This is a genomic window from Serratia sp. MF1(2023), assembly GCF_030954545.1.
Taxonomy (GTDB): Bacteria; Pseudomonadota; Gammaproteobacteria; order Enterobacterales; family Enterobacteriaceae; genus Serratia; species Serratia sarumanii.
In genome coordinates, this window is sequence record NZ_JAVHUX010000042.1 from 145,176 (window position 1) to 166,625 (window position 21,450).

At 60.4% G+C, this 21,450-nt stretch carries 24 protein-coding genes; 22 read left to right on the top strand and 2 right to left on the bottom strand.

All coding sequences use genetic code 11. The annotated features are described in order from the left end of the window. Positions 1-69: 69 nt before the first annotated feature. From REA38_RS20545 to tauD, 6 genes are all read left to right on the top strand, one after another. Complete coding sequence (locus REA38_RS20545) at positions 70-672, top strand: LysE family translocator (RefSeq protein WP_033649306.1); 603 nt, start codon at positions 70-72, stop codon at positions 670-672. Positions 673-682: 10 nt separating this feature from the next. Next, positions 683-1,465: a PhzF family phenazine biosynthesis protein gene (locus REA38_RS20550; RefSeq protein WP_033654869.1), complete on the top strand. Its 783-nt coding sequence runs from the start codon at positions 683-685 to the stop codon at positions 1,463-1,465. A 114-nt stretch (positions 1,466-1,579) separates the two neighbouring features. Further along, positions 1,580-2,575 (top strand): taurine ABC transporter substrate-binding protein, encoded by a 996-nt coding sequence (gene tauA / locus REA38_RS20555; RefSeq protein ID WP_033649304.1) that lies wholly within the window; start codon positions 1,580-1,582, stop codon positions 2,573-2,575. A gap of 9 nt (positions 2,576-2,584) precedes the next feature. Further along, a complete protein-coding gene (gene tauB / locus REA38_RS20560; RefSeq protein ID WP_033649303.1) occupies positions 2,585-3,352 on the top strand; it encodes a taurine ABC transporter ATP-binding subunit in 768 nt (255 codons plus the stop codon). Continuing rightward, positions 3,349-4,185 carry a taurine ABC transporter permease TauC gene (tauC, locus tag REA38_RS20565; RefSeq protein ID WP_033631937.1) on the top strand — a complete coding sequence of 279 codons (837 nt, stop codon included), beginning with the start codon at positions 3,349-3,351 and terminating at the stop codon, positions 4,183-4,185. Before tauB ends, tauC begins: the two co-directional genes overlap by 4 nt. Beyond that, entirely contained in the window at positions 4,182-5,030 is an 849-nt protein-coding gene (gene tauD, locus REA38_RS20570) for a taurine dioxygenase (protein WP_033654872.1), read from the top strand. Before tauC ends, tauD begins: the two co-directional genes overlap by 4 nt. A gap of 3 nt (positions 5,031-5,033) precedes the next feature. On the opposite strand, the gene REA38_RS20575 is transcribed toward tauD, so the two are convergent. Then, on the bottom strand, positions 5,034-6,947 hold the full coding sequence (locus REA38_RS20575) for an ABC transporter ATP-binding protein (RefSeq protein WP_308886543.1): 1,914 nt from the start codon (positions 6,945-6,947) through the stop codon (positions 5,034-5,036). A 129-nt stretch (positions 6,948-7,076) separates the two neighbouring features. Here REA38_RS20575 and kefG point away from each other — a divergent pair, with 129 nt between their 5' ends. From kefG to REA38_RS20610, 7 genes are all read left to right on the top strand, one after another. Further along, the gene (kefG, locus tag REA38_RS20580; protein ID WP_025159909.1) at positions 7,077-7,628 is read left to right on the top strand and encodes a glutathione-regulated potassium-efflux system ancillary protein KefG; all 552 of its coding nucleotides are present in this window, start codon (positions 7,077-7,079) and stop codon (positions 7,626-7,628) included. A 2-nt stretch (positions 7,629-7,630) separates the two neighbouring features. Next, complete coding sequence (kefB, locus tag REA38_RS20585) at positions 7,631-9,439, top strand: glutathione-regulated potassium-efflux system protein KefB (RefSeq protein ID WP_033636264.1); 1,809 nt, start codon at positions 7,631-7,633, stop codon at positions 9,437-9,439. A 14-nt stretch (positions 9,440-9,453) separates the two neighbouring features. Beyond that, positions 9,454-9,657: a YheV family putative zinc ribbon protein gene (locus REA38_RS20590; RefSeq protein WP_041036966.1), complete on the top strand. Its 204-nt coding sequence runs from the start codon at positions 9,454-9,456 to the stop codon at positions 9,655-9,657. 112 nt (positions 9,658-9,769) lie between these two features. Further along, positions 9,770-10,357, top strand: a complete 588-nt coding sequence (slyD, locus tag REA38_RS20595; RefSeq protein ID WP_308886544.1) for a peptidylprolyl isomerase — start codon at positions 9,770-9,772, stop codon at positions 10,355-10,357. 92 nt (positions 10,358-10,449) lie between these two features. Beyond that, positions 10,450-11,478: a LacI family DNA-binding transcriptional regulator gene (locus REA38_RS20600; RefSeq protein WP_308886545.1), complete on the top strand. Its 1,029-nt coding sequence runs from the start codon at positions 10,450-10,452 to the stop codon at positions 11,476-11,478. A gap of 122 nt (positions 11,479-11,600) precedes the next feature. Beyond that, positions 11,601-13,040 carry a Na+/H+ antiporter NhaC gene (nhaC, locus tag REA38_RS20605; RefSeq protein WP_033636262.1) on the top strand — a complete coding sequence of 480 codons (1,440 nt, stop codon included), beginning with the start codon at positions 11,601-11,603 and terminating at the stop codon, positions 13,038-13,040. A 1-nt stretch (position 13,041) separates the two neighbouring features. After that, the gene (locus tag REA38_RS20610; RefSeq protein ID WP_308886546.1) at positions 13,042-14,214 is read left to right on the top strand and encodes a MalY/PatB family protein; all 1,173 of its coding nucleotides are present in this window, start codon (positions 13,042-13,044) and stop codon (positions 14,212-14,214) included. A 15-nt stretch (positions 14,215-14,229) separates the two neighbouring features. Here the strand turns inward: REA38_RS20610 and REA38_RS20615 are convergent, their stop codons facing one another. Then, on the bottom strand, positions 14,230-14,457 hold the full coding sequence (locus tag REA38_RS20615) for a SlyX family protein (RefSeq protein ID WP_004930414.1): 228 nt from the start codon (positions 14,455-14,457) through the stop codon (positions 14,230-14,232). A gap of 356 nt (positions 14,458-14,813) precedes the next feature. On the opposite strand from REA38_RS20615, the gene fkpA reads away from it, so the two are divergent. From fkpA to REA38_RS20660, 9 genes are all read left to right on the top strand, one after another. Further along, entirely contained in the window at positions 14,814-15,653 is an 840-nt protein-coding gene (gene fkpA / locus REA38_RS20620; protein WP_016930330.1) for an FKBP-type peptidyl-prolyl cis-trans isomerase, read from the top strand. Between the two features lie 373 nt (positions 15,654-16,026). Further along, positions 16,027-16,749 (top strand): transcriptional regulator, encoded by a 723-nt coding sequence (locus REA38_RS20625; protein ID WP_004930418.1) that lies wholly within the window; start codon positions 16,027-16,029, stop codon positions 16,747-16,749. Next, on the top strand, positions 16,749-17,138 hold the full coding sequence (gene tusD, locus REA38_RS20630) for a sulfurtransferase complex subunit TusD (RefSeq protein ID WP_033636259.1): 390 nt from the start codon (positions 16,749-16,751) through the stop codon (positions 17,136-17,138). Before REA38_RS20625 ends, tusD begins: the two co-directional genes overlap by 1 nt. Positions 17,139-17,145: 7 nt before the next feature. Then, on the top strand, positions 17,146-17,505 hold the full coding sequence (tusC, locus tag REA38_RS20635) for a sulfurtransferase complex subunit TusC (protein WP_308886547.1): 360 nt from the start codon (positions 17,146-17,148) through the stop codon (positions 17,503-17,505). 9 nt (positions 17,506-17,514) lie between these two features. Further along, on the top strand, positions 17,515-17,802 hold the full coding sequence (gene tusB, locus REA38_RS20640; protein ID WP_019456119.1) for a sulfurtransferase complex subunit TusB: 288 nt from the start codon (positions 17,515-17,517) through the stop codon (positions 17,800-17,802). Positions 17,803-17,945: 143 nt separating this feature from the next. Continuing rightward, positions 17,946-18,320, top strand: coding sequence for a 30S ribosomal protein S12 (gene rpsL / locus REA38_RS20645; protein WP_004930426.1), 375 nt, complete (start codon positions 17,946-17,948; stop codon positions 18,318-18,320). A gap of 96 nt (positions 18,321-18,416) precedes the next feature. Next, positions 18,417-18,887, top strand: a complete 471-nt coding sequence (gene rpsG / locus REA38_RS20650) for a 30S ribosomal protein S7 (RefSeq protein WP_004956203.1) — start codon at positions 18,417-18,419, stop codon at positions 18,885-18,887. Positions 18,888-18,980: 93 nt separating this feature from the next. Further along, complete coding sequence (gene fusA, locus REA38_RS20655; protein ID WP_060428649.1) at positions 18,981-21,095, top strand: elongation factor G; 2,115 nt, start codon at positions 18,981-18,983, stop codon at positions 21,093-21,095. 70 nt (positions 21,096-21,165) lie between these two features. Next, positions 21,166-21,450: GTP-binding protein (locus tag REA38_RS20660; RefSeq protein WP_047024907.1), on the top strand; the 285-nt coding region annotated here is incomplete at its 3' end.

Here is a 21,450-nt window from a genome sequence, read left to right on the forward strand (position 1 = left end):
GTTAGCTTCAATACCAAGAATTAACAATGATACTGCAAAAAAGCGCCTTGGGTGAGGAGCACCCGTGCCATGGAACCGAGTTTATTCCTTTCGATGCTGGGCTTCCTGTGGGTCGCCGCCATCACGCCCGGCCCCAATAACCTGCTGCTGACCACTTCCGGCGCCAACTTCGGCTTTATGCGTTCGCTGTGGCTGATGATCGGCATCATGCTCGGCATGCAAAGCATTTTGCTGCTGGTGGCCTTCGGCGTCGGCAGCCTGATCCTGGTTTATCCGTCGCTGCACCTGATCCTGAAAATCCTCGGCAGCCTGTACCTGCTGTGGCTGGCGTGGAAAGTCGCCACCGCCGCCTATGAAAAACTGGAAACCGACGTGGCGCCGCCGCAGCCGGTGCGGCTGTATCAGGGCTGGCTGCTGCAGTTCCTCAACCCGAAAGCCTGGCTGATGGCGCTGGGGGCGGTGGCCAGCTTCAGCCTGGCGGGCGATAAGTACAACGGGTCCATTGCGGCGATCGCGTTGGGCATTTTGGTGGTCAACATCGTCGCCGGCATTATCTGGCTGGCGTTCGGCACCCTGATCGGCCGCCTGCTGCGCAGCAAAAAGGCCTGGGTTATCTTCAACGTTTCCATGGGGTTGTTGACCGCAGCCTGTGTGTTACTGATCTGGCATTAAGGAGCGAACGATGGCGGAAAATTATTATCACGTGGTTGCCTTTACCGGCGAAGGGCTGCGCGGCAACCCGGCCGGGGTTTGCCTGCTGACACAGCCGCTGCCGGCGGCGCGGCTGCAGGCGATCGCCAACGAGATCGGCCTGCCGGAAACCAGCTTTGTCTGGGATGACGGCGACATGACCGCCATCCGCTGGTTTACCCCGCAGCGCGAGGTCGATCTCTGCGGCCACGGCACCCTGGCGGCGGCGCATGTGATGTTCAGCGTGGTTAACCCGGCGCTGCAGGATATTCGCTTCCGCTCGGCCGGCGGCGAACTGTTCGTCAAGCGCGATGCGCAGGACGGGGAACGGCTGGTGCTCGACTTCCCCGCTCGGCCGCCGCAGAAGGTGGCTGAACCGGCGGGCCTCGCGGCGCTGCTGGGCGTGCAGCCGCAGGAGGTGTGGCAGGCGAAAGCGCTGATGGTGGTGCTGGAAAACGAGGCGCAGGTGCGTGCGCTGCGGCCGGACATCCCGGCGCTGATCGCGCTGGCCGGGCGTGCGGTGATCGTCACTGCGCCGGGTGACACCGTGGACTTCGTTTCGCGCTATTTCACGCTCGACGGCGGTGAAGATCCGGTTACCGGCTCCGCGCACTGCACGCTGATGCCTTACTGGACGGCGCGTCTCGGCCGCCATCGGCTGCAGGCGCAGCAGGTCTCGGCACGCGGCGGCGAACTGTTCTGCGAACTGCAAGGGGATCGTACGCTGCTCGGCGGCTATGCTCACGTGTTCCTGCACGGGACGATCGCGCTGTAATCCGCGTTTATATTACGCAGGGTAATAAAGAAGACTTTTTTATTCTTTTATCGCCCGTCACCGCTCAGATAAAACTGTCAGCAACTGAACAGATTTTTATCAACGGAGCGGAACATGGCGGGCAAACTCTTTTCCTTACGCAACGCGGCGCTGTTGGCGCTGGCGCTCAGCGCAGCCAGCGCCTACGCGGTGGACGTGACCGTGGCGTACCAGACGTCGGCGGAGCCGGCCAAGGTGGCGCAGGCGGAAAACAGCTTCGCCAAACGGTCCGGCGCGACCGTCGACTGGCGTAAGTTCGACAGCGGCTCCAGCGTGCTGCGTGCGCTGGCCTCCGGCGACGTGCAGATCGGCAATATCGGCTCCAGCCCGCTGGCGGTGGCCGCCAGCCAGAAACTCCCCATCGAAGTGTTCCTCATCGCCTCGCAGCTCGGCAGCTCCGAAGCGCTGGTGGTGAAAAATGACATCAAAAGCCCGCAGGATCTGATCGGCAAGCGCATTGCGGTGCCGTTTATCTCCACCACCCATTACAGCCTGCTGGCCTCGCTCAAGCATTGGGGCATCAAGCCTGAGCAGGTGAAGATCCTCAATCTGCAGCCGCCGGCCATCGCCGCCGCCTGGCAGCGCGGCGACATCGACGGCGCTTACGTCTGGGCGCCGGTGGTCAACGAACTGGCCAAACAGGGCAAGGTGTTGACCGACTCCGCGCAGGTGGGCGAATGGGGCTCGCCGACGCTGGACGTGTGGGTGGTGCGCAAAGACTTTGCCGAGAAACATCCCGACGTGGTGACCGCCTTTGCTGCCAGCGCCCTACAGGCGCAAAAGGCCTACCTGGCGGCGCCGGAGCAGTGGCTGAAAGATCCGAGCCACCTCAGCACGCTGGCGCGCCTGAGCGGCGTGCCGGAAGCGCAGGTGCCGGAGCTGGTGAAGGGAAACCGTTATCTGCCGGTGGCGGATCAGGTTGCCCAGCTCGGCCAGCCGGTGGACAAGGCGATCCGCGATACCGCCGAATTCCTCAAGCAGCAGGGCAAGATCCCGCAGGTCGACAGCGACTACAGCGCTTACGTGACCGACCGCTTTGTGAAACAGGTGCAGGCTGCGCCGCAGTCGTAAGGAAGCAGGATGCTAAACGTCAATCATCTTTCAGCAGAGTATCAGGGGCGGCCCGCGCTGCGTGACGTGTCGTTCCAGATTGCCGCCGGGCAACTGGTGGTGGTGCTCGGCCCGTCGGGCTGCGGCAAGACCACGCTGCTGAATTTGATCGCCGGGTTTATCGAGCCTTCAGCTGGCAGCATCACGCTGGATGGAACGCCTGTTCACGGTCCGAGCGCCGAACGGGGCGTGGTGTTCCAGCATGAGGGCTTACTGCCGTGGCGCAACGTGGTGGACAACGTCGAGTTCGGCCTGCAGCTGGCCGGCGTCGGCAAGGCGCAGCGCCGCCAGGTGGCGGAGCAGATGCTGCAGCGCGTGGGGCTGGCGGGCTATGAACAGCACTTTATCTGGCAGCTTTCCGGCGGCATGCGCCAACGCGTCGGCATCGCCCGCGCCCTGGCCGCCGATCCGCGGCTGTTGTTGCTGGACGAACCGTTCGGCGCCCTGGACGCGTTCACCCGCGAGCAGATGCAGGAGCTGTTGCTGACCATTTGGCGCGATACCGGCAAACAGGTGCTGCTGATCACCCACGATATCGAAGAGGCGGTGTTCCTCGCCAGCGAGCTGTTGCTGCTGTCGCCGGGGCCGGGGCAGGTGGTGGAGCGGCTGTCGCTGAACTTCGGCCAACGCTATGCCGACGGCGAAGCCTGCCGCGCCATCAAGTCCGATCCTGAATTTATCGCGCAGCGCGAATACGTGCTGGGCAAAGTTTTCCAACAGCGCGAGGCCATGCTATGAGCCTGCATTCCACTCTGAAGGCCGCGGCGCAGCCGCAAGGTAAAGCGGCGCGCCGTTTCAGCGTGCCGCGCAACGTTTGGCTGAGCGGCGCCACGCTGTTGACGGTGTTGATCGTCTGGTGGGGCGTGACGGCGCTGCAGCTGATCAGCCCGCTGTTTTTGCCGGCGCCGCAGCAGGTGCTGCACCAGCTGATCACCATCGCCAGCCCGCAAGGCTTTATGGACGCCACGCTGTGGCAACACCTGGCGGCCAGCCTGGGGCGCATTCTGGTAGCGCTGTTGGCGGCGGTGATCGTCGGCATCCCGGTGGGCATCGCCATGGGGCTGAACGACACGGTGCGCGGCATTCTCGATCCGCTGATTGAAATCTATCGCCCGGTGCCGCCGCTGGCCTATCTGCCGCTGATGGTGATTTGGTTCGGCATCGGCGAAACCTCAAAGATCTTACTGATTTATCTGGCGATCTTCGCGCCGGTGACGCTGTCTGCCGTGGCCGGCGTGCGCAGCGTGGCGCAGGTGAGGGTGCGTGCCGCCCGGGCGTTGGGCGCCACGCGTTGGCAGGTGCTGCGTTTCGTGGTGCTGCCGAGCGCGCTGCCGGAGATCCTGACCGGTATTCGCATCGGGCTGGGCGTCGGCTGGTCGACGCTGGTGGCCGCCGAACTGATCGCCGCCACGCGCGGCCTGGGATTTATGGTGCAATCCGCCGGTGAGTTTCTGGCGACCGACGTGGTGTTGGCCGGCATCGGCGTGATTGCGGTGATTGCATTTGGGCTGGAGCTGGGGCTGCGTGCCCTGCAGCGCCGATTGACCCCGTGGCATGGAGTACAGCAATGAACGAACGTCTGAATATCACCCCGCTGGGGCCTTACATCGGGGCGCTGGTGGAAAACGTCGAGTTGGCCCGGCCGCTGGGCGACGGCCAGTTTGAGCAGCTTTATCACGCCTTGCTGAAGCATCAGGTGCTGTTCTTCCGCAATCAGCCGATCACCCCGCTGCAGCAGCGCGATCTGGCCGGCCGCTTCGGCGATCTGCATATCCATCCGGTCTATCCGCACGCCACCGACGTGGAAGAGATCATCGTGCTCGATACCCACGACGACAACCCGCCGGACAACGATAACTGGCACACCGACGTGACCTTTATCGACAACCCGCCGCTGGGGGCGATCCTGGCGGCCAAGACCTTGCCTTCCACCGGCGGCGATACGCTGTGGGCCAGCGGCATCGCGGCCTACGAGGCGCTGTCGGCGCCGTTCAGAACGCTGTTGGCGGGGCTGCGTGCGGAGCATGACTTCACCAAGTCGTTCCCGGAACACAAACATCGCGGCAGTGTAGAGGAGCATCAGCGCTGGCAACAGGCGGTGCAGAAAAACCCGCCGCTGCTGCATCCGGTGGTGCGCACCCACCCGGTCAGCGGCCGGCAGGCGCTGTTCGTCAATGAAGGGTTTACCACGCGGATCGTCGATCTGGCGCCGAAAGAGAGCGACGCTTTGCTGAACTTCCTGTTTGCTCACATCACCAAACCGGAATTTCAGGTGCGCTGGCGTTGGCAGGAAAATGACGTGGCGATCTGGGATAACCGCGTGACGCAGCACTACGCCAACGCGGATTATCTGCCGCAGCGGCGCATCATGCACCGCGCGACCATTCTGGGGGATAGGCCTTTTTACAAGGCCTGAGGCTTAGGCTTCGAACGCCTGCGTTAACTGTTCCAGCTGTTCCTGCGCATCCAGCCAGGTCATTTCCGTCTCTTCCAGCGCGGATTTGGCCTGGCTTTGCTTTTGCAGGCAGTCGGTCAACTCGGCCTTGCGGCTGATGTCGTACAGCGCGGGATCCGCCAGCTGTTCCTCCACCGACGCCAGTTCGGCGCCCAGTTTTTCCATCTGCTGTTCCAGCTTGGCGATCTGCTTGCGCAGCGGTTGGGTCTGCGTACGGAACTCCGCCTCGCGGCGTTTTTGATCCTTGCGCGCCTGCGCGCTGTTGCCGCCGCTCTCTTTTTCCGGCGCGTCCTGCTGGCTTTCCTGGCGCTGCAGGTCGACAAGCCACTGCTGGTAGTCGTCGAGATCGCCCTCGAAAGGCTCGACCTGGCCGTCGTGCACCAGGTACAGATCGTCGGTGGTGGAGCGCAGCAGGTGACGGTCGTGCGAGACCACCACCAACGCGCCTTCGAAATCGATCAGCGCCTCGGTCAGCGCCTGACGCATGTCGAGATCCAGGTGGTTGGTCGGTTCATCGAGCAGCAGCAGGTTAGGGCGCTGCCAGACGATCAGCGCCAGCACCAGCCGCGCCTTCTCGCCGCCGGAGAAGCGTTCGGTCACTTCGCTGACCTTGTCGCCCTGGAAACCGAAGCCGCCCAGATAGTCGCGCAGCTGCTGTTCCAGCACCCGTGGTGCGATGCGGCTCAGGTGCTGCAGCGGCGATTCGTCGGCGCGCAGGAATTCCAGCTGGTGCTGGGCGAAGTAACCCAGCTTGATGCCTTTCGCCAGGCCAATCTCGCCGCTCAGCGGCTCCAGGGTGCCGGCCAGCAGTTTGATCAGCGTGGATTTACCGGCGCCGTTGCGGCCGAGCAGGCCAATGCGCGAACCGGGCACCAGGTTCAGCTTGATTGACTTCAGGATCACTTTATCGCCATACCCGGCGCTGACTTTGTCCATGCGCAGCAGCGGGTTCGGCAGGCTTTCCGGCGGACGGAAGCTGAAGGTGAACGGGTTGTCGACGTGCGCCGGGGCGATCAGCTCCATGCGCTCCAGCATCTTGATGCGGCTCTGCGCCTGCTTGGCCTTGGTGGCCTGCGCGCGGAAACGGTCGATATAGCTTTGCAGGTGCGCCACTTTCTCTTGCTGATGCTGATACAGCGACTGTTGCTGCGCCAGCTTGGTGGCGCGCTGGCGTTCGAACGACGAATAGTTGCCGGTGTACTCATTGATCGTCTGCTGTTCGATATGCAGGATCTTGTCGACGATCGGATCGAGGAAGTCGCGGTCGTGCGAGATCAGCACCAGCGTGCCGGGATAGCTTTTCAGCCAGCGTTCCAGCCAGATCACCGCATCGAGATCCAGGTGGTTGGTCGGTTCGTCGAGCAGCAGCAGATCGGAACGGCACACCAGCGCCTGCGCCAGGTTGAGGCGCATGCGCCAGCCGCCGGAAAAGTCGCGCACCGGGCTTTGCAGCTGTTCGTTGGAGAAGCCGAGGCCGTGCAGCAGGCTGGCGGCGCGGGAACGGATGGTCCAGGCGTCGATGGCGTCCAGCTTGCCGTGCAGGGTGGCGATGGCGTGGCCGTCGTTGCGGTCGTTGGCCGCCTGCAATTCGGCTTCGAGCTGGCGAAACTCGCGGTCGCCGTCGATAACATACTCGATCGCCGGCACGTCCAGCGCCGGCGTCTCCTGGTTGACCCAGGCCAGCGCCCAGTTGCCGGGGAAGGTAAAGCTGCCGCCATCCGCCGCGATCTCGCCCTTCAGCAGCGACAGCAGCGTGGATTTGCCGCAGCCGTTTTTGCCCACCAGGCCGACCTTCTGACCTGGATTAACCGTCGCCGTGGCGTTGTCCAGCAGGACGCGGATGCCGCGTCGGATTTGTAGCGAGGAGAATACAATCATAAAGCGCCGTATGTTCAGAGTATGTTAAATTATCATTAAGGTAACAGAACGCGCACCGCGCGCTGTTTTTGTCTTTGCGATGCATGGTAACGGAAAACCGCTACCCTGACGACGCTTTGGAGGGGAATGATGTCGCAGCCGCCCAAGGTCTTGCTGCTGTATGCCCATCCGGAATCTCATGACTCGGTGGCGAACCGGGTTTTGCTTCGACCGGCGCAGCAGTTGGAACATGTCACCGTGCACGATCTCTACGCGCACTATCCCGATTTTTTTATCGATATCCATCACGAACAACAGCTGCTGCGTGAGCATCAGGTCATCGTGTTTCAGCACCCGCTGTATACTTACAGCTGCCCGGCGCTGCTGAAGGAGTGGCTGGATCGCGTGCTGTCACGCGGCTTCGCCAGCGGGGTGGGCGGCAATGCGCTGGCGGGCAAATACTGGCGCTCGGTGATCACCACCGGTGAGCCGGAAGGCGCCTACCGCACCGGCGGTTATAACCACTATCCGATGGAAGATATCCTGCGGCCGTTCGAGTTGACCGCCGGGATGTGCCATATGCATTGGCTGACGCCGTTCGTGGTCTATTGGGCGCGGCGGCAGAAGCCGGAGGTGCTGCGCAGCCATGCGGACGCCTACGGCGAGTGGCTGAGCCACCCGCTGCCGCACGGAGGGCGGTGACGATGGAAGGATCGACCTTACTGACCGCCATTTTGCTGTTCCTGTTCGCCGCGGTGGTGACGGTGCCGATCGCCCGTCGCCTGGGGATCGGCGCGGTGCTGGGCTATCTGATCGCCGGCATCGCCATCGGCCCCTGGGGATTGGGCTTCATTCGCGACGTCGACGAGATCCTGCATTTCTCCGAGCTGGGCGTGGTGTTCCTGATGTTCATCATCGGCCTGGAGCTGAACCCCAGCAAGCTGTGGGAGCTGCGGCGCTCGATCTTCGGCGCCGGCGCCGGCCAGGTGTTGATCACCGCTGCGGTGCTGGGCGCGTTGCTGTATCTGACGCACTTCGCCTGGCAGGCGGCGGTGATCGGCGGTATCGGCCTGGCGATGTCTTCCACCGCCATGGCGCTGCAGCTGATGCGCGAGAAGGGCATGAACCGCAACGAAGGGGGGCAGCTCGGCTTCTCGGTGCTGCTGTTCCAGGATATGGCGGTGATCCCGGCGTTGGCGTTGATCCCCATTCTGGCCGGCGCCGGCGGAACCAGCGACGACTGGGCGAAGATCGCGCTCAAGGTGGCGGCGTTCGGCGGCATGCTGATCGGCGGCCGCTTCCTGCTGCGGCCGCTGTTCCGCTATATCGCCGCTTCCGGCGTGCGCGAGATCTTCACCGCCGCGGCGCTGTTGCTGGTGCTCGGCTCGGCGCTGTTTATGGAGACGCTTGGCCTGTCGATGGCGCTCGGCACCTTCATCGCCGGGGTGCTGCTGGCGGAGAGCGAATACCGCCACGAACTGGAGATTTCCATCGAGCCGTTTAAAGGGCTGCTGCTGGGGCTGTTCTTTATCTCGGTAGGCATGGTGTTGAATATCGGCGTGCTCTACACCCATCTGGCCGAGGTGTTGATCGGTGTGCTGGCGCTGGTGGCGATCAAATCCGGCGTGCTCTACGGGGTGTCGCGTCTGTTCGGCCTGCGCAGTTCGGTGCGCCTGCAGTTCGCCGGGGTGCTCAGCCAGGGCGGCGAGTTCGCCTTCGTGCTGTTTTCTGCGGCGGGCGCGCAAAAGGTGCTGCAGCCGGATCAACTCTCCTTGCTGCTGGTGGTGGTGACGCTGTCGATGATGACCACGCCGCTGCTGATGCAGGCCATCGACCGCATTTTGGCGCGTCGCTATAACGCCAAGGGCGAAGAAGAGGAAACGCCGTACGTAGAGGACGACGATCCGCAGGTGATCATCGTCGGCTTCGGGCGTTTCGGCCAGGTGATCGGCCGCCTGTTGATGGCCAACAAAATGCGCATTACCGTACTGGAGCGCGATGTCAGCGCCGTCGGCGTGCTGCGGCGTTACGGTTACCAGGTTTATTACGGCGACGCCACCGAGCTGGAGCTGCTGCGCGCGGCGGGCGCCGAGAAGGCCAAGTCGATCGTGATCACCTGCAATGAGCCGGAAGACACCATGGAGATCGTGCGGCTGTGCCAGCAGCACTTCCCGAACCTGAGCATTCTGGCGCGGGCGCGCGGCCGCGTGGAGGCGCATGAGTTGCTGCAGGCGGGCGTGAAGCAGTTCAGCCGCGAGACCTTCTCCAGCGCGCTGGAACTGGGGCGCAAGGCGCTGATGGAGTTGGGCATGCACCCGCATCAGGCCTTCCGCGCCCAGCAGCATTTCCGCCGCCTGGATATGCGCATGCTGCGTGAACTGATGCCGCCGCATCAGGGCGATGTGGCGCAAATTTCCCGCGTGAAAGAGGCGCGGCGCGAGCTGGAAGAGCTGTTCCATCGCGAAATGCAAAAAGAAAGTCGCCAGTTCGACGGCTGGGACGAATACGAATAAGCGGGAGCATAACGATGTCTGTAACACGTAAGAGATTTATCGCCGGGGCGGTGTGCCCGAGCTGCAGCGCCATGGATACGCTGGCGGTATGGCGGGAGGATCAGGTGGAGGTGGTGGAGTGCGTCAAGTGCGGCCACCATCAGCGCCAGACCGAACAACAGGTGGAAAAACACGTTCGCCCGCAAGAGCAGGTGATCGGCATTTTCCAGCCGAAGTAGCGTTTTTTTATCCCGGAGGGTACAGCGAGGCAGATTTCCGTTACAATCTGTCCGGAAAAGGCGCGCATCCCGATAACGGTGCGCGTCCTAGTAGCCAACGGTAGGAGATATCATGAAAGTAGCAAAAGACTTGGTGGTCAGCCTGGCTTACCAAGTACGTACAGAAGACGGTGTTTTGGTTGATGAGTCTCCGGTGAGCGCACCGCTGGACTATCTGCACGGGCATGGTTCTCTGATCTCAGGTCTGGAAAAAGCACTCGAAGGCCACGACGTTGGCGATCGTTTTGACGTTCACGTCGGCGCGAACGACGCGTACGGCAACTACGACGAAAACCTGGTGCAGCGCGTACCGAAAGACGTCTTCATGGGCGTTGACGAACTGCAGGTCGGCATGCGTTTCCTGGCTGACACCGATCAGGGCCCGGTACCGGTTGAAATCACCGAAGTTGACGGCGACCACGTGGTGGTTGACGGCAACCACATGCTGGCCGGCCAAAACCTGAACTTCAACGTGGAAGTTGTCGCGATCCGCGAAGCGACCGCAGAAGAACTGGCGCACGGTCACGTACACGGCGAGCACGACCATCACCACGAACACGGTGACGGCTGCTGCGGCGGTCACGGCCACAGCCACGATCACGACCATGGCCACGACCACGGTAAAGGCGGTTGCGGTAACGGCGGCTGCGGCTGCCACTAAGCAGATCGCAGTGACGAGACAAGAGGGCGGCCATCGGCTGCCCTTTTTTATGCGCGGCGCACCGGGCGCCGAACGGCACAACAGGACATGCCATGGCCACCATGAAAGACGTGGCGCGGCGCGCCGGCGTTTCCACGGCCACCGTCAGCCGGGTGATCAATAATACCGCCTACGTTGAACCGGTGACCCGCGAACGCGTCGAGAAAGCGATGCGCGAGTTTAACTACCACCGCAACGCCGCAGCGCTGGCGCTGGCGAAAAGAAGCGGCAATATGCTGGGATTGCTGACCGGCAATCTCGACGATCCGTTTTTCTCGCGTCTGGCGCGGGGCGTGGAAGACATCACGCGGCAGGCCGGCGTGCGGTTGATGTTGTGCAGCGGCGGGCATCAGGCCGAGCTGGAAAAAAGCGGCCTCGATTTTCTCATCAATCAGGGATGTGAAGCCATCGTGGCGCACGTCACGCGCATGGGGGAGGAGGCGCTGCTGCGCTACGCCGCCCATACGCCCGCGCTGGTGCTGATCAATCGTTATCTGCCCGCCATCGCCAACCGTTGCATCTGGCTCGACAACGCCAATGCGGCGCAGACGGCGACCGAGCTGCTCATACGCCAGGGGCATCGAAGAATTGCCTGCGTGACGGCGGATCTGCCGATCGACGATCGCGCGCAGCGGCTAGCGGGTTACCGCCAGGCCATGGCCGCCGCCGGCATTGAGGTGCCCGGCAGCTGGATCATCAGCGTGCCCTTCAACGAGCGAGGGGGCGAACTGGCGGCCGAGCGCCTTCTGGCCAGCGACCAACGCTTCACCGCTGCAGTGACGTTCAACGACGTGATGGCCGCCGGCATGATGCGCACCTGCCATCAACGGCAAGTTCAGCTGCCCGAGGCGCTGTCGATCGTCGGCTTTGACGACATTGCCCTGGCGAAATATCTCCATCCTTCGTTGACCACCGTGCATTACCCGATCGAGAAAATGGCCCGACGCGCCGCGCGCCTGGCGCTGCAGATCCACAGCGGCAGCGACGTTGCGCCGCAGAACAACCGCTTTTCGGCCGAACTTATCCTGCGAGACTCCGTAACCGACGGTGAGGCGCATGCGCAAAGCAAGCGCGGCGAATGAGAGACGGCTCACACAACGCTACCTCATGAAACCGATTACATGGCCGATTGCCTGCGCTCACATCCTCCGATTATCGAAGCCATTACGCTGTTGCAGTACCCCATCTTCAACAGGAGCCGTATATGGATAATAAGAAAACGCTCAACCTTGGGTTGGCGACGCTGCCGATTGTGGCCATGCTGTTGCTGCTCATCATCGGCTATGGCCAGTTTGGCCTGCGCATTGAACCGCTACTGCTGGTTTCCGCCGCCATCGCCGCCGCGTTGGCCTGGTGGCAAGGCTACCGCTGGGACGACATCATCGAGGCCATCGTGGCCAAACTGGCGAAGGCGATGCCGGTTATCCTGATCCTGATCTGCGTGGGCGGCCTGATCGGCACCTGGATGATCAGCGGCACAATCCCTTACATGGTGTACTGGGGGCTGAAGCTGATCAGCCCGCAATACATTCTGATCGCCGCATTCTTCATCACCAGCGTGATCTCGGTGTGCACCGGCACTTCCTGGGGAGCGGCCGGCACCGTGGGCGTGGCGCTGATGGGCGTGGCCGCCGGTCTGGACGTGCCGCTGGCCGCCGCGGCCGGGGCGGTGGTGTCCGGCGCTTACTTCGGCGACAAAATTTCGCCGTTGTCCGATTCGACCAACTTCGCGGCCATCGTCGCGGATACCGATCTCTACAGCCATATCCAGCATCTGATGTACACGACGCTGCCGAGCTTCATCCTGGCCGCCGTGGTGTACCTGATCGCCGGCCACACCGGTGCGGTGGGCAGCGTGGCCACGCCGGAAAAAGTGACCGAAATCGTCGGCGCGCTCGAGGGGCTGTACCACTTCAATCTGCTGCTGATCCTGCCGCCGGTGCTGGTGCTGTGGGGCGCGGTGACCAAACGGCCGGTGATCCCCGTCATGCTGGCCGCCTGCGCGCTGGCGATCGCCATCGGCGTCGCGCTGCAGGGCTTTAGCCTGCAGCAGGGGCTGAATGCGTTGATGGACGGTTTCAATCTGTCGATGTTTGCCGCTCAGGGCCACAACGTCGAGGGTATCGTCGCCGATGTGCCGCGCCTGCTGAACCGCGGTGGCATGTTCTCGATGATGAGTACGATCCTGCTGGTGTTCTGCGCCTTTTCCTTCGCCGGCGCTCTGACGCTGACCGGCGCGCTGACGGTGATCATCAGCCGGCTGCTGAAAGTGGTGCACACCACCGGCCAGCTGATCGCCGCCACCGTTGCCACCACTATCCTGGTGACCGGCGCGACCAGCGACGGCAAGCTGGCGCTGCTGATCCCGGCGGAGCTATTCAAAGGGGCCTATCGACGCATGGGGCTGGACAACAAAAATCTGTCGCGCACCGTCGAAGATGCGGGCACCGTCATCGAACCGCTGATCCCGTGGACGGCCGCCGGCATTTACATGGCCACCACGCTGGGGGTCAGCACCCTCGATCTGCTGCCGTGGGCGATCCAATGTTATGCCGCCGTGGTGTTCGCCCTGATTTATGGGTTCACCGGCTTCGGTATCGCCAAACTCCAACCTCAGAACGACTTGCAGCGTAAGGAAGCCTGACATGACGAGTCATTTCAACGTCATCATCGATCGCCACAACACCGGCTCCGTGAAGTGGGACTTCATCGACCGCTATCTGCAACTGGACGGCAGCGAACTGTTGCCGATGTGGGTGTCCGATTTCGACTTTCCGTGCCCGCCAGAGGTACAGCAGGCGCTGCATCAGCGGGTGGACCACGGCGTCTTTGGCTACAGCGAACGCGACGACGCTTACTATGAGGCGGCGATCGACTGGTTTGCCAAGCGGCACGGCTTGCCGCTGCGGCGCGAGTGGTTCACGTCGATTGAAGGGGTGGTGCCGGGGCTGGCGATGCTGATCCAACTGCTCAGCAAGCCGGGGGACGGGGTGGTGGTGCAGGGGCCGTATTATGGCTCGTTCGCCAAGATAGTCACCATGAACGGCAGAGAGGTGATTGAAAACCCGCTGCGGGAAACCCCGCAGGGATACCGGATCGATTTCGACCAGCTGGCCGCCTGTCTGGCGCAGCGTAAACCGCCGCTGTTGTTGCTGTGCAACCCGCACAATCCAACCGGCCGTTGCTGGCGCCGCGATGAACTGGAGCGGCTCATGGCGCTCTGCCACGCCCACGACGTCACGGTGATCTCCGATGAAATTTGGGCCGATCTGCTGCTGCCCGGCGAGACGTTTACGTCGGTGTTGCATCTGGGCGAGGAATATCGCGATCGGGTGATTGCGGCGACGTCCGCCAGCAAAACGTTCGGCCTCTCCTCGCTGCGCATTTCGAATTTCCTGATCCCCAACGCCCGGCTTCGGCAGGCGTTTGTCGATCGGCTGAACGCCCACGGGCTGGATGTATTCAACGCGCTGTCGATGACGGCGGCGACCGCGGCCTATCAACGGGGCGCTGCCTGGCTTGATGAGCTGCTCGACTACCTGGCGGAGAACCGGCGTTGGTTTAAGCAGGCGCTGGCGGCCGCCGCGCCCTGGTGCGCGATGACCCAGGCTGAAGGGACCTATCTCGCCTGGCTGGATTGCCGCTCGCTGGGTTTGAACGATGCTGACTTGCAGCAGGCGCTGGTGGCGGTGGCGAAGCTGGCGCCGTCGATGGGCAGCGGTTTCGGCCCGCAGGGGCGCGGTTTTATCCGCATCAACCTGGGGTGCCCGCGCCGGTATCTCGAGCGTGCCGTCGCAGGGCTGGCACGCCTGAAATAACCGCATGGCGGGCCCTCAATAGTGCGGCGGAGGCGTTTCTTCCGACTGCGAGGCGATCATTGAGGTTTGGGTCGAGCGCAGCTTGTCGGTCAACATGCGCAGGTGTTCGCGCATCTTCAGCATTTCCATTTGATGCTGGATGACGGTCTGGTTGAGCTCTTCGATGGTGAGCTCTTGGAAGGCCTGACGGCTCTCCAGTTCTTCAAGCCGCTGTAGCAGGCGTTGAATGTCGGCGTTGTGCATGAGGCTACCTCTGACGCGATAAAATCCTGATTCGGCGCTATGGTAACAGCTGGCGCCGGGTTTGCTCGCGCTATTTCTCCAGACGGCGCGCAACGTTGCGATCGGCAGTGTAAAGTGCTGAAAAGTTGCACGCTCGATCTGCCGTTTTTTGCGAGCCTGGCCGAATATTCCGCAAGAAAAATCTGATTTATCATGGGAGTAGCACGCAGGGGGAAACTTCTTGGCAAAGCGGGAGTCACACTTTGACTCGATTGGTTACCTGTGCGACTGTTTTGTTTTGTTTCAGGCAGCTATAGTAGCCCGGTTATCTTACCTAATGATTGTTTGGGGCATTGCTTCAGACACTGGAGAAATGGATGAAATCTTTGTTTAAAGTCACGCTTCTGGCAACCACCATGGCTTTTGCTCTGAATGCGACCCAGGTCATGGCAGCCGATGCCGCCAAGCCGGCAGAAGCCGCTAAACCAGCGGACGCGGCAGCAGCACCGAGCACCGGCAAGTTCAAAAACGACGACGAGCAAGCGGCCTACGCATTGGGCGCCTCTCTCGGCCGTTACATGGACAACTCTCTGAAAGAGCAAGAGAAGCTGGGCATCAAGCTGGACAAAGATCAGCTGATTGCCGGCGTTCAGGACGCGTTCGCCAACAAGAGCAAACTGAACGACGCCGACATCGAGAAGACCCTGCAGGGCTTCGAAGCGCGCGTGAAGGCTTCCGCTCAGGCGAAGATGGAGCAGGACGCCAAGGACAACGAAACCAAAGGCGCCAAGTACCGCGATAGCTTCGCTAAAGAAAAAGGCGTGAAGAAAACCGAATCCGGCCTGCTGTACCAGGTAGAGAAGCCGGGCGCGGGTGAAGCGCCGAAAGACAGCGACACCGTGGTGGTGAACTACAAAGGCACCCTGACCGACGGTACCGAGTTCGATAACTCCTACACCCGCGGCGAGCCGCTGTCGTTCCGTCTGGACGGCGTGATCCCAGGCTGGACCGAAGGCCTGAAGCACATCAAGAAAGGCGGCAAAATCAAGCTGGTGATCCCACCGGCGCTGGCCTACGGCAAAACCGGCGTTCCGGGCATCCCGGCTAACTCCACGCTGGTCTTCGACGTTGAGCTGCTGGACGTGAAAGCGGCGCCGAAAGCCGACGCTAAAGCCGAAAAACCGGCGGACGCGAAAGCAGACGCCAAAGCGAAATAACATCGCCGCTTTGTTTGCCACCGCCGCGGATGCCCTCCGCGGCGGTTTTCATTTCGGCAGCCGCCGCTTCTCTCTCCATTGAACGCTTGACGCCTGCCGGGCATCGGGCTTAACGTCAATACCACGCGCAAACGCAAGGACTTTGCTCCGGCCGCTTTGCTAGACTAATAATTCTGATTTATCAGTCATGCGTCTGCCCCTTAGGGCGTGTATCTAAAATTGTTCCCGGCCGCCTCGCCCGCGGATGTCATCGTGCCGTTTGATGGCGCTCTCAGCCGGCCGCGCTGCGGCGTGCCGATGACGGCAGCGATCCGGTTCGAGCGGTTTTAGCTGCGCCCCCTGGCACAGGCGATCTATGAGGGTGGTATCTTCGATGTCGAATTCGCTTTTATCCAGCGAAGCCAGCGAACTTGATTTGCTGAATGAACGTCCGTTTACTCAAACGGATCATGAAATCCTGAAATCCTATGAAGCGGTGGTCGACGGGCTGGCGATGTTGATCGGCGGCCACTGCGAGATCGTACTGCACGCGCTGGAAGACCTGAACAGCTCAGCGGTACGCATCGCCAACGGTGAACATACCGGGCGTAAAATCGGCTCGCCGATCACCGATCTGGCGCTGCGCATGCTGCACGACATGGCCGGCGACGACAGCAGCGTGTCGAAAGCCTACTTTACCCGCGCCAAGAGCGGCGTGTTGATGAAGTCGGTGACCATCGCCATTCGCAATCGCGAGCAGCGGGTGATCGGCTTGCTGTGCATCAACATGAACCTCGACGTACCGTTTTCGCAGATCATGCAGACCTTTATGCCGCCAGCCACGCAGGACGTGCCGTCGTCGGTGAATTTTGCGTCTTCCGTCGACGATCTGGTGGCGCAGACGCTGGAGTTCACCATCGAAGAGGTGAACGCCGACCGCTCGGTGTCCAATAACGCCAAGAACCGCCAGGTGGTGCTCAACCTCTATGAGAAAGGCATCTTCGACATCAAGGATGCGATCAACCAGGTGGCGGATCGCCTGAACATCTCCAAACACACCGTGTATCTGTACATCCGCCAGTTCAAGAGCGGCGATCTGTTGGGAAGCGACCGTTGATGCTCGATTATTGCCTGTTGGTCACCGGCCCGGCTTACGGCACGCAGCAGGCCAGCAGCGCCTATCAGTTCGCTCAGGCTTTGTTGGCGAAAGGGCACCGGCTTTCCAGCGTCTTTTTCTACCGTGAGGGCGTGCTGAACGCCAACCAACTGACCGCGCCCGCCAGCGACGAGTTCGACCTGGTGCGCGGTTGGACGCAACTGGCGCAGCAACACGGCGTAGCGCTCAACGTCTGCGTAGCCGCCGCGTTGCGCCGTGGGGTCACCGACGAGCAGGAGGCGGCGCAACAGGGGCTGGCAAGCGCCAACCTGCAGCCTGGCTTTACCCTGAGCGGGCTGGGTTCCCTGGCCGAAGCGTCGCTGAGTTGCGACCGTCTGGTGCAGTTCTGAGGATATGATGAAACGAGTCGCTTTTGTTTTCACCCACGGGCCGCACGGCGGCGCCGGCGGCAGGGAAGGGCTGGATGCGCTGCTCGCCACGTCGGCGCTCAGTGAAGATTTGGGGGTGTTTTTTGTCGGCGACGGCGTATTGCAGCTGTTGCCGGGCCAGCAACCGGAAAAGATTTTGGCGCGCAATTACATCGCCACCTTCGGCGTGCTGCCGCTGTATGACGTGGAGCGCTGCTATCTGTGCCAGGTTTCGCTGCAGGAGCGTGGGCTGAGCCAGGTGACCGATTGGGTGCTGAACGCCGAAGTGCTGGCGCCGGACGAACTGCGCCGCGAACTGGCCGGCTACGACGCCGTGATGACGTTTTAGGATCCTTTGATGCTGTATACCCTGAGCCATTCGCCAAACCAATGTGACTTACCTGCGCTGCTGCGCCTGACGGCCGAGGGTGACGCGCTGCTGCTGCTGCAGGACGGCGTGCTTGCCGGCCTTGCCGGCAGCGCCCATCTTGAATTGCTGCTCGCCGCCCCCATATCCCTTTACGCGCTGCAGGACGACCTGGAAGCCCGGGGATTGGTTGGTCATTTTTCGCACAAAATCACTGTCGTCGGCTATAATCACTTCGTTGAATTAACCGAACAACACCGCAGCCAAATGGCCTGGTGATGAGAGTGATGTTGTATATTTCTTGACACCCATACTGGTCAGCCCTAAAATTCTGCGTCCTCGTACTTTGCCAATAGTGCATACGAGGGGATTTATCACATGTTTACGAAGCTAGTACGAAGCAAAAACCAGGAGCTTTTTTAATGGCAACAATTAACCAGCTGGTTCGCAAACCACGCTCTGTGAAGGCTGCTAAAAGCAACGTTCCAGCGCTGGAAGCCTGCCCGCAGAAACGTGGCGTATGCACCCGCGTATATACCACTACCCCGAAAAAACCAAACTCCGCACTGCGTAAAGTTTGCCGTGTGCGTTTGACCAACGGTTTCGAAGTAACTTCCTACATCGGTGGCGAAGGCCACAACCTGCAGGAACACTCCGTAATCCTGATCCGTGGCGGTCGTGTAAAAGACCTGCCAGGTGTGCGTTACCACACCGTCCGTGGTGCACTTGACTGCTCCGGTGTTAAAGACCGTAAGCAAGCTCGTTCCAAGTACGGCGTGAAGAAGCCAAAGGCTTAATGGTTCTCCGTTAAGTAAGGCCAAACGTTTTAACTTTAATGTCAAAATAAACTCGTAGAGTTTTGGACAATCCTGAATTAACAACGGAGTATTTCCATGCCACGTCGTCGCGTAATCGGCCAACGTAAAATCCTGCCAGATCCTAAGTTCGGATCTGAGCTGCTGGCCAAATTTGTAAATATCCTGATGGTAGACGGTAAAAAATCTACTGCAGAAGCAATCGTCTATACCGCGCTGGAGACCCTGGCTCAGCGTTCTGGTAAAGATCACCTGGAAGCTTTCGAAGTCGCTCTCGACAACGTTCGCCCGACTGTAGAAGTTAAGTCGCGTCGCGTTGGCGGTTCTACTTATCAGGTACCAGTTGAAGTCCGCCCGGTTCGTCGTAATGCTCTGGCAATGCGTTGGATCGTTGATGCTGCACGTAAACGCGGTGATAAATCCATGGCTCTGCGCCTGGCGAACGAGCTGTCTGACGCAGCAGAGAACAAAGGTTCTGCTGTTAAGAAGCGTGAAGACGTTCACCGTATGGCCGAAGCCAACAAGGCGTTCGCCCACTACCGCTGGTAATCACCCGGCTGTAGTCATGCTAACCAAGCGGGCGCGTCAAATCGGCCCGCTTGGGTTAACTGAACTTGAACGCCCTAGGAATAGAGGAATCAAATGGCTCGTACAACACCCATTGCACGCTACCGCAACATCGGTATCAGTGCTCACATCGACGCCGGTAAAACCACCACTACCGAACGTATTCTGTTCTACACCGGTGTAAACCACAAAATCGGTGAAGTTCATGACGGCGCTGCCACCATGGACTGGATGGAACAGGAGCAGGAGCGTGGTATTACCATCACTTCTGCAGCGACTACTGCTTTCTGGTCTGGTATGGCCAAGCAGTTCGAACCGCATCGCGTAAACATCATCGACACCCCAGGGCACGTTGACTTCACCATCGAAGTAGAACGTTCCATGCGTGTGCTGGATGGCGCGGTAATGGTTTACTGTGCTGTTGGTGGTGTTCAGCCACAGTCTGAAACCGTATGGCGTCAGGCTAACAAGTACAAAGTGCCACGTATCGCGTTCGTTAACAAAATGGACCGTATGGGTGCTAACTTCCTGAAAGTTGTTGGCCAGATCAAATCTCGTCTGGGCGCTAACCCTGTTCCTCTGCAGCTGGCTATCGGCGCAGAAGACAAATTCACCGGCGTTATCGACCTGGTGAAGATGAAGGCGATCAACTGGAACGAAGAAGACGCAGGCGTAACCTTCGAATACGAAGACGTGCCGGCTGACATGATGGATCTGGCTGAAGAATGGCGCCAGAACCTGATCGAGTCCGCTGCGGAAGCTTCCGAAGAGCTGATGGAAAAATACCTGGGCGGCGAAGAGCTGACCGAGGAAGAAATCAAATCCGCTCTGCGTCAGCGCGTACTGAACAACGAAATCATCCTGGTTACCTGTGGTTCTGCGTTCAAGAACAAGGGCGTGCAGGCGATGCTGGATGCGGTAATCGAATACCTGCCGGCACCAACTGACGTTCCTGCGATCAACGGTATCCTGGACGACGGTAAAGACACTCCGGCTGAGCGTCACGCAAGTGATGACGAGCCGTTCTCTGCTCTGGCGTTCAAAATCGCTACCGACCCGTTCGTAGGTAACTTGACCTTCTTCCGCGTGTACTCCGGCGTTGTTAACTCCGGCGACACCGTGCTGAACTCCGTTAAGTCTGCGCGCGAGCGTTTCGGCCGTATCGTTCAGATGCACGCTAACAAGCGTGAAGAGATCAAAGAAGTTCGCGCAGGCGACATCGCCGCTGCGATCGGTCTGAAAGACGTGACCACCGGGGACACCCTGTGTGACCCAGACTCTCCAATCATCCTGGAGCGTATGGAATTCCCTGAGCCGGTAATCTCTATCGCCGTTGAACCGAAAACCAAAGCTGACCAGGAAAAAATGGGTCTGGCTCTGGGCCGTCTGGCTAAAGAAGACCCGTCATTCCGCGTATGGACTGACGAAGAGTCTAACCAGACCATCATCGCCGGTATGGGTGAACTGCACCTCGACATCATCGTTGACCGCATGAAGCGTGAATTCAACGTTGAAGCTAACGTGGGCAAACCTCAGGTAGCTTACCGCGAAGCGATTCGCGCGAAGATTACCGATGTTGAAGGTAAGCACGCCAAGCAGTCTGGTGGTCGCGGTCAGTACGGTCACGTTGTGATCGACATGTACCCACTGGAGCCGGGCTCTAACCCGAAAGGTTACGAGTTCATCAACGACATCAAAGGTGGTGTAATTCCTGGCGAATACATCCCTGCCGTTGATAAAGGCATCCAGGAGCAGCTGAAGTCTGGTCCGTTGGCTGGTTACCCGGTAGTAGACATGGGTATTCGTCTGCACTTCGGTTCTTACCACGACGTTGACTCCTCTGAACTGGCGTTTAAACTGGCCGCGTCTATCGCCTTTAAAGAAGGCTTTAAGAAAGCGAAACCAGTTCTGCTTGAGCCTATCATGAAGGTTGAAGTTGAGACTCCAGAAGAGAACACCGGTGACGTTATCGGTGACTTGAGCCGTCGTCGCGGCATGCTGCGCGGTCAGGAATCTGAAGTGACTGGCGTTAAGATCCACGCTGAAGTACCGTTGTCCGAAATGTTCGGCTACGCAACTCAGCTGCGTTCTCTGACTAAAGGTCGCGCATCATACACCATGGAATTCCTGAAGTATGATGATGCACCGAACAACGTCGCTCAGGCCGTAATCGAAGCCCGTGGCAAATAAGCCGCAGGGTTAAAACCAAAGTCCCGTGCTCTCTCCAGAAGGGGAGAGCGCTATAGTAAGGAATATAGCCGTGTCTAAAGAAAAATTTGAACGTACAAAACCGCACGTTAACGTTGGTACTATCGGCCACGTTGACCACGGTAAAACTACCCTGACTGCAGCGATCACCACCGTTCTGGCTAAAACCTACGGCGGTTCTGCACGTGCTTTCGATCAGATCGATAACGCGCCAGAAGAAAAAGCTCGTGGTATCACCATCAACACCTCTCACGTTGAGTATGACACCCCGACTCGTCACTACGCGCACGTTGACTGCCCAGGGCACGCCGACTACGTGAAAAACATGATCACCGGT